This window comes from Blastococcus saxobsidens (assembly GCF_010682065.1).
GTDB lineage: Bacteria > Actinomycetota > Actinomycetes > Mycobacteriales > Geodermatophilaceae > Blastococcus > Blastococcus saxobsidens_B.
Window position 1 is genome coordinate 49,208 of the sequence record NZ_JAAGWG010000025.1, and the last position, 11,460, is coordinate 60,667.

At 75.4% G+C, this 11,460-nt stretch carries 12 protein-coding genes; 3 read left to right on the forward strand and 9 right to left on the reverse strand.

Going from position 1 to position 11,460, the window contains the following annotated elements; genetic code table 11:
- Positions 1 to 91: 91 nt before the first annotated feature.
- From hemC to GCU60_RS15445, 5 genes are all read right to left on the reverse strand, one after another.
- The gene (gene hemC, locus GCU60_RS15425) at positions 92 to 1,102 is read right to left on the reverse strand and encodes a hydroxymethylbilane synthase (protein ID WP_163206795.1); all 1,011 of its coding nucleotides are present in this window, start codon (positions 1,100 to 1,102) and stop codon (positions 92 to 94) included.
- Positions 1,099 to 2,457, reverse strand: coding sequence for a glutamyl-tRNA reductase (locus GCU60_RS15430; protein ID WP_163206797.1), 1,359 nt, complete (start codon positions 2,455 to 2,457; stop codon positions 1,099 to 1,101). The genes hemC and GCU60_RS15430 overlap by 4 nt, the downstream gene beginning before the upstream one ends.
- A complete protein-coding gene (locus GCU60_RS15435; RefSeq protein ID WP_163206799.1) occupies positions 2,454 to 3,116 on the reverse strand; it encodes a redox-sensing transcriptional repressor Rex in 663 nt (220 codons plus the stop codon). Before GCU60_RS15435 ends, GCU60_RS15430 begins: the two co-directional genes overlap by 4 nt.
- A gap of 281 nt (positions 3,117 to 3,397) precedes the next feature.
- Positions 3,398 to 3,640, reverse strand: coding sequence for a glutaredoxin family protein (locus tag GCU60_RS15440; protein ID WP_163206801.1), 243 nt, complete (start codon positions 3,638 to 3,640; stop codon positions 3,398 to 3,400).
- Entirely contained in the window at positions 3,633 to 5,234 is a 1,602-nt protein-coding gene (locus tag GCU60_RS15445) for an AMP-binding protein (protein ID WP_163206803.1), read from the reverse strand. The genes GCU60_RS15440 and GCU60_RS15445 overlap by 8 nt, the downstream gene beginning before the upstream one ends.
- Before the next feature lie 193 nt (positions 5,235 to 5,427).
- Between GCU60_RS15445 and GCU60_RS15450 the strand changes: the two genes are divergently transcribed.
- The 3 genes from GCU60_RS15450 (at position 5,428) to GCU60_RS15460 (ending at position 8,497) form a co-directional block, all read left to right on the forward strand.
- Entirely contained in the window at positions 5,428 to 6,213 is a 786-nt protein-coding gene (locus GCU60_RS15450) for a sigma-70 family RNA polymerase sigma factor (protein ID WP_163206805.1), read from the forward strand.
- 115 nt (positions 6,214 to 6,328) lie between these two features.
- Complete coding sequence (locus tag GCU60_RS15455; RefSeq protein ID WP_163206808.1) at positions 6,329 to 7,492, forward strand: DUF5667 domain-containing protein; 1,164 nt, start codon at positions 6,329 to 6,331, stop codon at positions 7,490 to 7,492.
- A 90-nt stretch (positions 7,493 to 7,582) separates the two neighbouring features.
- Positions 7,583 to 8,497 carry an HAD family hydrolase gene (locus tag GCU60_RS15460; protein ID WP_345770627.1) on the forward strand — a complete coding sequence of 305 codons (915 nt, stop codon included), beginning with the start codon at positions 7,583 to 7,585 and terminating at the stop codon, positions 8,495 to 8,497.
- Positions 8,498 to 8,692: 195 nt separating this feature from the next.
- Here GCU60_RS15460 and GCU60_RS15465 read toward each other — a convergent pair whose 3' ends face one another.
- From GCU60_RS15465 to GCU60_RS15480, 4 genes are all read right to left on the reverse strand, one after another.
- A complete protein-coding gene (locus GCU60_RS15465; protein ID WP_163206810.1) occupies positions 8,693 to 9,601 on the reverse strand; it encodes a lysophospholipid acyltransferase family protein in 909 nt (302 codons plus the stop codon).
- Positions 9,594 to 10,700 (reverse strand): NAD-dependent epimerase/dehydratase family protein, encoded by a 1,107-nt coding sequence (locus GCU60_RS15470; protein WP_163206812.1) that lies wholly within the window; start codon positions 10,698 to 10,700, stop codon positions 9,594 to 9,596. The genes GCU60_RS15465 and GCU60_RS15470 overlap by 8 nt, the downstream gene beginning before the upstream one ends.
- A 10-nt stretch (positions 10,701 to 10,710) precedes the next feature.
- Positions 10,711 to 10,809 (reverse strand): 30S ribosomal protein bS22, encoded by a 99-nt coding sequence (locus GCU60_RS15475; RefSeq protein ID WP_012854759.1) that lies wholly within the window; start codon positions 10,807 to 10,809, stop codon positions 10,711 to 10,713.
- A gap of 207 nt (positions 10,810 to 11,016) precedes the next feature.
- Positions 11,017 to 11,283, reverse strand: a complete 267-nt coding sequence (locus GCU60_RS15480) for a helix-turn-helix domain-containing protein (RefSeq protein WP_239521267.1) — start codon at positions 11,281 to 11,283, stop codon at positions 11,017 to 11,019.
- Between the last annotated feature and the right edge of the window lie 177 nt (positions 11,284 to 11,460).

Here is an 11,460-nt window from a genome sequence, read left to right on the forward strand (position 1 = left end):
GCCCGAGCGACTCGGGCGTCTGTCATGGCCCGGGTTCGGGCCGTTACGGGGGTCTGTGGGGTGGTGCGGTGCGGCAGCCGCGACGCCGCGGTCACCTGCTCGCCGCCATGAGCTCGGCCGCACCGCGGTCGAGCAGCTCGGCGGCCAGGGCGCGGCCCAGCGCGGCGGCATCGGCCAGCGGACCGGTGGCCGAGCCGCGGACGCCGTCGCTGCCGTCCAGGGCGGTCACCGAGGCGCGGAGGAACAGCTCGGGGCCGTCCTCCCCCTCGGCCACCTCGGCGTAGGCGGCGACCGGCGCGCTGCAGCCGGCCTCCAGCGCCGCGAGCGTGGCCCGCTCGGCGACGACGCAGGCGCGGGCGGTGCTGTTCTCCAGCCGGCCGAGCAGCTCCCTGGTGCGGGCGTCGCTCGTCCGGCACTCGACCGCCAGCGCCCCCTGCGCGGGTGCGGGCAGCACCTGCAGCGGGTCCAGCGTCTCGGTGATCCGGTCGGTGCGTCCGATCCGGCTCAGGCCGGCGCGGGCCAGGACGACGGCGTCGAGGTCGCCGGGCCCGTCGGCGGCGCCGGCCACCCGGCCGAGGCGGGTGTCCACGTTGCCGCGGATCGGCACGATCTCCAGGCCGAGACCGAGCGCACGCAGCTGGGCGACCCGGCGCGGGGCGCCGGTCCCGATCCGCGAGCCGGCGGGGAGCTCGCCGAGGGTGAGCCCGTCGCGGGCCACCAGGGCGTCGCGCGGGTCCTCCCGGGGCGGCACCGCGGCGAGGATGAGCCCCGGTTCGGGTGCGGTCGGCAGGTCCTTGTAGCTGTGCACCGCGAGGTCGACCTCGCCGGCGAGCAGCGCCCGGCGGATCGCGGCGACGAACACGCCGGTGCCGCCGAGCTGGGCGATGGCGACCGAGGAGCGGTCGCCCTCGGTGCTGATCAGCACGAGCTCGACCGGCACGCCGGTGGCGGCGGTGATCGCGTCGGCCACGGTCCGCGACTGGGTGCGGGCCAGCTCGCTGGCGCGGGTGCCCAGCCGGAGCGGCGCGCCGGCGTCGGTCGCCGCGGTCGCGCCCTGGACGTCGGTGGTCTGCGGTCCGGTGGTCTGCACGTCGGCGGTCATGACGTCCCTCCCGGGCGGTCCGGGTCCACGGTCACGGCGTCGGCCAGGCGCCCGGCACCCGGCGTGACGTCGGCGTCGATGCCGAGCCCGAACAGGGCGCGGAGCGCACCGGCGTAGTCGGTGCCGTTCGGCGTCGCCGCCAGCTCCTTCACCCGCACGGTGGGCTCGTGCAGCAGCTTGTCGACGACGCGGCGGACGGTGCGCGCGATCTCCCCGCGGGCCCGGGCGTCGAGGTCGGGGAGCCGGCCGGCCAGTCGCAGCAGCTCGGCGTCGACCACCTCGGCGGCCTGCGAGCGCAGGGCGGACACCGTCGGGCCGACCTCGGCGGCCCTGCGCTCGGCACGCAGCAGGGCGGTCTCGGCCTCGATCATGGCGCGGGCGGAGTCGATGTCGTCGGCGGCGACCGGGCTGGTGGCGGCCACGCCGTCGGCGGCGGCCCGCTCGCCCTGCAGCAGCGCCAGGTCGACGACGTGCACGCCGGGCAGTGCGGCCACACCGGGGTCGACGTCCCGGGGCAGGGCCAGGTCCACCACGACCAGCGGTCGGTTGCCGCGGCCGGTCATCGCGGCGGACACCGCGTCGGTCCCGACGACGAGGCCGGTGGCGCCGGTGCAGGTGAGCAGGAGGTCGGCGGCGGCCAGCTCCTCCGGCATGCGGTCCATCGGGGCGGGACGGCCGCCGACGGTCTCGGCGAGCCGCTGCGCCGAGACCTCGGTCCGGCTGCTGACGACGACGTCGGCGCCGCGGCGGGCCAGCGTGGTGGCCGCCAGCGCACCCATCGACCCGGCGCCGACGACCAGCACCGGACGGCCGACCAGGCTGCCGATGCGCGCCTCGGCGCGGTCCAGGGCGACCGACACCAGCGAGGCGCCGGCCTTGTCGATGCCGGTCTCGGAGTGCACCCGCTTGCCCACCCGCAGCGCCCGCTGGGCCACCGGGTGCAACGCGCGGCCGACGGTTCCCTCCTCGCGGGCCAGGGCGTAGGCCGCCCGCAGCTGCCCGAGCACCTGGGTCTCCCCGATCACCATGGAGTCCAGGCCGGCGGCCACCGTGAACAGGTGGGCCACGGCCTGGTCCTCGTAGTGCACGGTGACGTAGGGGGACAGCTCCTCGACGGTCGCGCCCGCCTGGCGGGCGAGCACCCGGCCGACGTCGGTGACGCCGCCGTGGAAGCGGTCGACCTCGGCGAAGACCTCGATCCGGTTGCAGGTGGCCAGCACCAGCGCCTCGCTGACGTGGTCGCTCTCCACCAGCTCGTGCAGCGCCTTCACCCGGTCGTCGGGCGCGAGAGCGAACTGCTCGAGCAGCGCGACCGGAGCGGTCTGGTGGCTGACCCCCACCGCGAGCAGGCTCACGCCGTCACCTCCGCGGCGGGCACGGCGCGCTGCTGACCGAGGAACGCCAGCACCTGGAGCTCGACGGAGAGGTCGACCGGGCGCACGTCGACGCCCGCGGGCGCAGTGAGGGTCGCCGGCGCGAAGTTCAGGATGCTGCGCACCCCGGCCTCCACCAAGCGGTCGCAGACCTGCTGGGCGACGTCGGCGGGGGTCGCGATGACCCCGATGGAGGCGTCGGTCGCGGTCACGGCCGTCTCCAGCTCCTCCATCGGCTGCACCGTGAGGCCGCCGATGGTGTGCCCGACCCGGGCCGGGGAGGCGTCGAAGAGGCCCACGAAGTGGAACCCGCGGCTGCCGAACCCGGCGTAGTCGGCCAGCGCCGTGCCCAGGTTGCCGATGCCCACGAGCACGCAGGGCCGGGACCGCTCGGCGCCGAGCACCCGGGCGATCCGCTCCCGCAGGGCGCGGACGTCGTAGCCGACACCGCGCACGCCGCAGGAGCCCAGGTGCGAGAGGTCCTTGCGCAGGCCGGCGGGGTTCACGCCGGCGGCGGAGGCGAGCTCTCCGGAGGAGACCGTCGTCCGGCCGCCGTCGGCGAGGCCGGTGAGCACCCGGAGGTACACGGCCAGACGGGCGACGGTGGCCTCCGGGATGGTCCGGGGCCGTGGCTGGATCACGGGCTCTCCACAGCGGTCGCACCCGGGAGGCCCGGCGGGCGCCGGGGGCGGGAATGCGACATCGGGACGCGAGCGGCAGGATGCGCTCGCCCTGGCCACGGTAGCCGCTTGTGAACGCAGGAACAAAGTCGCCGAGCAGGCGACGGGCCGCTGACCAGGCCGGATCCCCCCGGCTGTGGTGGAGACCACCGTAACCGCAGGTCAGGAGCCACCCGGACGGGGCAGCGCGACCCCCTGCCCCCCACCACCCGCACGCTCGCGGCGGGGCCCTGCAGGGGGCCTCAGAGCCCGAGGTCCCGTCGCAGCCGGGGCACGTCGAGGGTGAAGTAGGAGTGCTCCCGGCCGTCGAGGAGCAGGACCGGCACCCGGTCGCCGTACTCGGCCTGCAGCTCCGGGTCGGCGTCGACGTCGACGTCGTGGACCTGCAGCCCGGCCTCGGCCGCGATCGGGACGAGCTGCTCTGCCGCGGTCAGGCAGAGGTGGCAGCCGGCCCGGCCCAGCAGCTGCAGGCGCGGCTCAGCCACCGGCGCCGTCCCCGACGGCACTCCCCGCTGCCACGGCACCCGCCGGGGCGACGCCGTCCGGCGCCTCGGTGAGGCCCAGCTCCCGCAGCCGTGCCCGGCTGACCTTGCCGGTCAGCGAGTGCGGCAGCGAGCCGAGGAAGTGCACCGACGTCGGCACCTTGTAGCGGGCCAGCGACTGCCCCGCGTGCGCCTGCAGGTCCTCGACGGTGAGCTGCTCCCCGGGGGCGACCACCACGACCGCCCGGACCGCGGCGCCGGTACGTGCATCCGGCACGCCGATCACCGCGCTCTCCACGACGGCCGGGTGCTGGTCCAGCACCCGCTCCACCTCCGCGGGGTAGACGTTGAACCCGCTGACCAGGATGAGGTCGCTGCGACGGTCGACCAGGTGCAGGTCGCCGTCGGCGTCCCGGTAGGCGAGGTCCCCGGTGCCCAGCCAGCCGTCGGCGTCCGGCCCGTCGGCGCCGTCGGGCCAGTAGCCGGCGAACAGGTTGGGGCCGCGCACCCAGATCTCGCCCGGCCCCTCGCCGTCGGAGGAGTCGTCGTCGGCGCCGTCGCCGTCCTCGGGTGCGTCCACGGTGCTCGCGCCGACCGAGGCGGTGTCGCGCAGCGCCAGCTCCAGCCCGGGCACCGGTCCGCCGATGCAGGCGGGCTTCGCCCGGCCGGTGGCCAGCGTGCTGGCGACGACGGGCGCGGCCTCGGTGAGCCCGTAGCCCTCCCAGACGGTCACCGCGGCGCGGTCGCGCATCGCCGCCCACACGTCCCGGGGCAGCGGCGCGGCACCGGCGGAGGCGACCCGCACGGCGGCGAAGCCGCGCCGCAGCTCCGCGTCGCTCCCGGCGGCGTCGGCCGCGGCCAGCCAGGCCTGGTACATCGGCGGGGCGCCGGGAACGGCGGTGACGTGCTCCTCGGCCATGACGGCCAGCGACGTCCGGGGGTCGAAGCTCTCCAGGAGGACGGCGCAGGCGCCGGTGGCGGCCACCAGGCCGAAGCCGGCGTTGAGGCCGTAGACGTGGAACAGCGGCAGCACGAGCAGCACGCGGTCGTCCGACCGCACCGGTGGCCGGTCCATCGCCAGGCACTGCTCCTGGTTGGCCCGCAGGGCACCGGAGGTGAGCATCGCGCCGCGCGGCCGGCCGGTGGTTCCGCTGGTGTAGCAGAGGAAGGCGAGCGCGTCCGGGTCGTCGGCCACGCCCGCGGCCGGGCCGTCCGCCTCGGGCGGCCCCGGGCAGACCGGCACCCCGGCCAGCGAGTCGCGCTCCCCCGGCGCCACCAGCAGCGACGCGGCCGAATCGGTCAGCACGTGCTCGAGCTCGGGATCGGTGTAGGCGGTGTTCACCGGCACCACGACCAGCCCGGCACGCAGGGCGCCCACGACCGCGCGCAGCCAGTCCAGGCCGTTGGGCAGCTGCACCGCGACCCGGTCGCCGGCCTCCAGACCGCGCCCGGCGTAACCGGCCGCCACCCGGTCGGCGGCCGCGTCCAGCTCGGCCCAGGTCAGCCGCCGCTCCCCGGCCACCACGGCCGGCGCGTCGGGGTCACGCTGCGCCGCGGCGCGGACCAGCGCGGCCAGCGAGCTGCCTGCCTCGGACACTGCGATCTCCTGTCGTCGGTGCGGCGTCACCCGGTGCACGCCTGTACGACGCACAATCCGGGCCTGACGTGGACGAGCTGGGGCGATGTTGTCACCATGGGGCCAGCGCCGCAGCCCACGCGCGCCGTCCTGGCGTGCGTGGCGCACGATCCGGTCCAGGCACAGCGGGCCGACGAGGAGGTCGATCGCCCGCATGCCCCATCCCCTCGACGCCGGACGGCCCACGGGGCCCCCGGCTCCGCCCCGGGCCCGTCCCACGCCGTTCCCGCGCACGAGCGCCGAGGCTCTCCCTCCCAACGAGCCGACCGCCGACGAGGTGACGGCCGACGCGGAGAACGCCGACGGCGCCGCCGCGGAGCTGCCCGCCGAGGTGGCCGAGGAGCTGGCCGTCGCCGAGGAGTTCGCCGCGGCGGAGGCGACCACCACCACCGACGGCGTCGACGTCTGGGAGCTGGTCCGCCAGGCGCAGGCGGGGGACGCCGAGGCCTTCGGGCGGCTCTACGACCACTACGTCTCGCTCGTCCACCGGTACGTCTACCACCGCGTGGGCGACCGGGCGACGGCCGAGGACGTCACCAGCGAGACGTTCGTGCGGGCGCTGCGCCGGATCGACTCGCTGTCCTTCCAGGGCCGCGACGTGGGCGCCTGGCTGGTGACGATCGCCCGCAACATCATCCGCGACCAGGTGAAGAGCAGCCGGTTCCGGCTGGAGATCAGCACGGCGGACATGCGCGACGCCGACCGGGTCACCGAAGGACCCGAGGACGCGGTCCTCCAGCACCTCACCAACCAGCAACTGCTGGCGTGCGTGCAACAGCTGGGGAGCGAGCAACAGGAGTGCATCGTGCTGCGCTTCCTGCACGGCCTCTCCGTCTCCGAGACTGCCGAGATCATGGGCAAGAAGGACGGCGCCATCAAGGCGCTCCAGCACCGGGCGGTCCGGCGGCTGGCGGGGCTGCTGCCCGAGGGTCTGCGATGAGCCACCGGCGCACGGGCGGATGCGTAACCGCCGGGCCCGGTGCGTCGTTGGTCCTCCTGCAGCGGTCCCCCGGCAGGGGCGGGACCGGATCGGGCACGAGGACGGGAGGCCGCACGTGATCCGCTCCGACGACGGCGCACTCCCCTCCGGCGCCACCGGCGTCCGTGATCCCGAGACTGCGGTCGTCGCGCGCCTGCAGGCCCTCGCCACCCGGCTCGACGACGAGCCGGACCCCCAGTACCGCGCCCGCGCCCGCGCCCGGCTGGTCGCCATGGCCGCCGTCCGCACGCCGGAGCCGGCCCCCCGCTCGCTCGCCGCACGGCTGCTGGCCGCCCGCGCCGACGACCGACCGCCGTCCCGCTGGCGGGGCCGGCTCACCGCCGGCCTGGCCGGCGCCGCCGTCGGCGTGACCGGCCTGGCCGCACTGATCGCCGTGGCCGCCGGCGCGCAGCCGGGCGACCCGCTCTACGACCTCAAGCGCGGCACCGAGCAGACCCAGCTCGCCCTCGCCGGGGACAGCCGCGGGCAGACCCTGCTCGAGCTGGCCAGCACGCGGCTCGACGAGCTGCGCAGCGTGGCCGGCGACGCCGAGCTGGTACGCCAGACCCTGCAGACCATGGACCAGCACACCGTCGAGGGCGCGGCGCTGCTCACCGCCCGGGCCGTCGCCGACCGGGACACCGCCACCCTCGGCGACCTCGCCGACTGGTCGGGCCGGCAGTCCTCCGCGCTGGCGTCGCTCCGGAGCCGGCTGCCCGCTCCGGCCGAGCCGGCGTACCTGGAGTCCACCGACCTGCTCGAGGCGCTCACCACCCGGACCGCGGGCCTCTCGCTCGCCCTGGACTGCGCGTCCGGCCCGGCCACCGTCGGGACGGACGCCCTCGGTCCCGTGCCGGGCCTCTGCCTCACCGAGCCCGCTCCCCCGGCTCCGCAGGCGCCGGCCCCCGGCCAGGGCCAGACCCCGGGCGCCCCGGCTCCGGGCACCCCGTCCGACGTCGCCGCCACCCCGACGCCCGCGCCGCCCGCGCCGCCCGCGGCGGTCCCCGGCACCGGCACCGGCCCGGGCGCGGTCCCGCCGGCCCCGGTCCCGACCGGCAATCCCGGCACCCCGAAGCCGCCCTCGGTCGGCGGCCTCCTGCCGACGCCGTCCCCGCTGCCGATCCCCGGCACCACCGGCACGGTGCCGACCCGGCCCGCCACGCCGCCGGTGCTGGACGTCCCGCTGGAGGGGCCGATCCGCATCTGCCTGCCGCCGCTGGCCACCATCGGGAACTGCTGACCACCACCTGAGCCGGCCCGCGACCACCGGCTAGGGTCGCAGACGCCGGTGCCGGACGCCATGAGCTGGCTCGAGTGCAGGGAGGTCGCTGTGCCGCGACTGTCGGTCCGCGGGCGCCGGGTCGGTCGCCCCGTCGTGGAGGCGGACGAGACCACCCGCGCACACGTCGCCGGAGCCGCCTCAGCCGCCGCCGCCGAGGTCGCCGCCCCGCCCGTGGTCCAGCCCGACCTCACCGGGGCCGCGTTCTTCGACGTGGACAACACGATGATGATGGGCGCCTCGCTGTTCTGGTTCGCCCGTGGGCTGGCGGCGCGGAAGTACTTCTCCAGCCGCGACCTGTACCGCTTCATCTGGCAGCAGGCCAAGTTCCGGATCGCCGGCAACGAGAGCGCCGACGACATGCACACCATCCGGGAGAACGCGCTGGCCTTCGTGGCCGGGCGCGAGGTCTCCGAGATCAGCCAGGCCGGCGAGGAGATCTACGACGAGCTCATGGCCGACCGGATCTGGTCGGGCACCCGCGTGCTCGCGCAGAAGCACCTCGACGCGGGCCAGCGGGTGTGGCTGGTGACCGCCACGCCGGTGGAGCTGGCGTCGATCATCGCCCAGCGCCTGGGTCTGACCGGCGCCCTGGGCACCGTGGCCGAGGTCGTGGACGGCCGGTACACCGGCCGGCTGGTCGGGGAGATGATGCACGGGCCGGCGAAGGCCGAGGCCGTGCTGGCCCTGGCCGAGCGGGAGGGGCTGGACCTGTCCCGGTGCACCGCCTACAGCGACTCGGCCAACGACCTGCCCATGCTCTCGCTGTGCGGCACGGCCGTCGCGGTCAACCCGGACACGGAGCTGCGGGCCGCCGCCAAGGCGCGCGGGTGGACCATCCGCGACTTCCGCACCGGCCGCAAGGCCGCCAAGATCGGCGTCCCCACCGTGGCTGCCGCCGCGCTGTCCGGCGGGCTGGTCGGCGGGGCACTGGCGCTGCGCCGGAGGAACAAGCTCCCCTGGTGAGGCGAGCTGCTGGCTCCCTCGACGAGCCGCAGCATGTCGGGGTCCGGCACACCCGGGCCGTGCGCGGAGGACGGACTCGACCCGCACCGTCGTCGGTTGGACCGCGCCGTGGCACGGCCCAGGAGACGGTGGACCGGGTCAACCCTCGCCGTCTCCGGGCCGTCGACCGACCCCCAGGGGCCCAGGGTGCCCCGATCAGCCGAAGACGGACTTCCGGCGGAGCAGCAGCTGGTACAGCGAGTGCTGGATGGTCTCCCGCACCTGGTCGGTCAGGTTGAACACCAGCATCGGGTCCTCCGCCGCGGCCGGCCCGTAGGACGCGGTCTCGATCGGCTCACCGAAGGCGATCAGCCACTTGGACGGCAGCGGCACCAGTCCCAGCGGTCCGAGCAGCGGGAACGTGGGGGTCACCGGGAAGTAGGGCACGCCGAGCAGCCGGGCCGCCGCCTTGGCGTTCCCGATCATCGGGTAGATCTCCTCGGCACCGACGATCGCGCACGGGATGATCGGCGCGCCGGTGCGCAGCGCCGCCGAGACGAACCCTCCCCGGCCGAACCGCTGCAGGGTGTAGCGCTCGCGGAAGGGCTTGCCGATCCCCTTGAACCCTTCGGGGAAGACCCCGACGAGCTCCCCCTCGGTGAGCAGCCGCTCGGCGTCCTCGTTGCAGGCCAGGGTGGCGCCCAGCTTGCGGGCCATGGCACCGACCACCGGGATCTCGAAGACCAGGTCGGCGCCGAGCAGCCGGAACCGCCGGGAGGCCGGGTGCTCGTCGTGCAGCGCCACCGTCGTCATGAGCGCGTCGATGGGCAGCGTGCCCGAGTGGTTCGCCACGACCAGCGCGCCGCTGTCGGCGGGCACGTTCTCCAGGCCGAAGGTCTCCACCCGGAACCACTTCTGGAAGAAGGGCCGCAGCACCGGCAGCAGCACGTGGTCGGCGAGGTCGGGGTCGAAGCCGAACTCGTCGGTGTCGTACTCGCCGGTGAGCCGGCGTTCCAGGAACTGCAGCCCACCGGCGAGCTGCTCCTCCCACCCGGGTGGGCTGGGCACCGGGACGAAGGGCTCGTCGTCGTCCGGCCGCAGCTGGATCACTCGTGCCTCAGGCATCGCGAACCGCCCTCAGTCCGGGGGGTGGTGGGACCGGTCGGAGCCGCCGCTCCACCGCGCCGGCCGCGTCCCCCACCGCGCCGACCAGGGATCGCAGGCCACCGGTCACCGACCGCACCGTCGAGGGGTCGACCACCGGCGCGACCGTGCGCGCGTAGTCGGCGAGCGCCGCGGCGGTCGTGTACCGGGGGGTGAAGCCGAACTCGCTGCGCAGCCGGGCGGTGTCCACGACGCGGCCGAAGTTGAGGAAGCGCATCTGCTCCGGGGAGTAGTCGACGAACCCGAAGCGGCGCGAGAGCCGGCCCACCGAACCGAGCGCCGGGTACGGCAGCGGCAGCTCGAGGTGGCCCAGGCGGCGGATGACCTGCGACAGCAGGAGGGTTCCCTCGCCGCCGACGTTCACCGTGCCGGTGAAGTCCCCGGTCGTGGCGCGGGTCAGCACCCCGAGGGCGTCGTCCTCGTGCAGCAGCTGGACGCGCGCGTCGTAGCCGAGCGCGGTCGGGACCAGCGGCATGCGCAGGAACCCGGTGAGCAGCGAGTCGATCCGGGGCCCGATGAAGTTGGTGAAGCGCAGGACGGCGATGTCGACGTCGGGACGGCGCCGCGCGAACGAGCGCACGTAGCCCTCGATGTCGACGCTGTCCTTGGCGAAGCCGCCGGAGGGGACCTGCCGCGCCTGCATGTTCTCGGTGAAGACGGCGGGGTCGCGGGAGGAGGCCCCGTAGACGGCGCTGGTGGACTTCAGCACGAGCCGGCGCACCGACGGCGCCCGCTGGCAGGCGGCCAGCAACTGCATGGTGCCGATGACGTTGAGTTCCTTCATCGGCGCCCGCCCCCCGGAGCCGGCGGGCGTGGAGCTGATGTTCATGTGCACGACGGTGTCGACCGACGCCGCGGCGATGACCTTGCCGATCAGCGGGTTCCGGATGTCGGCCCGCACGAACTCGGTGCGCCCGAGACGGCGGAGCATCGCCGGTGACGGCGGGACCGTGTCCACGCCGATGACCCGCTCGATGGCCGGGTCGGCTGCGAGCTCGGCCGCCAGCGCGCCACCCAACCACCGGCTCACACCGGTGACGAGGACGACCGCGGGCGGCACGAGCGTCAGCTCACTTCTTGTTACGACGCTGAACGCGCGTCTTCTTCAGCAGCTTGCGGTGCTTCTTCTTCGCCATCCGCTTGCGCCGCTTCTTGATGACCGAACCCACGTGGTGCTCCCGACGTCGTGACGAAACAGATCAGCTCGCGCGCGACAGCGGGATCCGTCCCGGTGTCGCTCGGCGACCGAGCGTACCCGAGTCGCCCCGCGGCGCCGTTGCCGCGGGCGACTCGACCGGAGGCGACGTACCGGAGCGGCTGTGCTGCAGGGACCCGTCCCCGAGCCTGCGAGGGGTGGGGGGCAGCACAGTCCTTCGTCAGGCGATGTCGGTGTAGGCGTCGCGCAGGTAGTCCTGCACGGCGCGCTCCGGGACGCGGAACGAACGGCCGACGCGGACCGCGGAGAGGTCACCGGCGTGGACGAGGCGGTACACGGTCATCTTGGAGACCCGCATCATCGAGGCGACCTCGGCGACGGTCAGGAAGGTGACGGCGGCGCGGGGGGCCGGGACGGCCGGGCGACCCAGGGGCATGGCGGCCGGGTGGGCGGCCGGCACGGGGCGGGCGACAGCGGAAGCAGGCATCGGGCGACCCATCGGACGCGGGATGGGCATCCCCGGGCGAACGACGGTGGCGGCAGCGTGGCGCTGGGGCATGGTCATGGCTTCGTCTCCGGTAGCTAGCTCATGTCGTGGCGCCGGCTTCCCCACCGGCAACTGAACACGCATGCGCTGGTACTGAGCGTAAGGGGACAGGCGTGA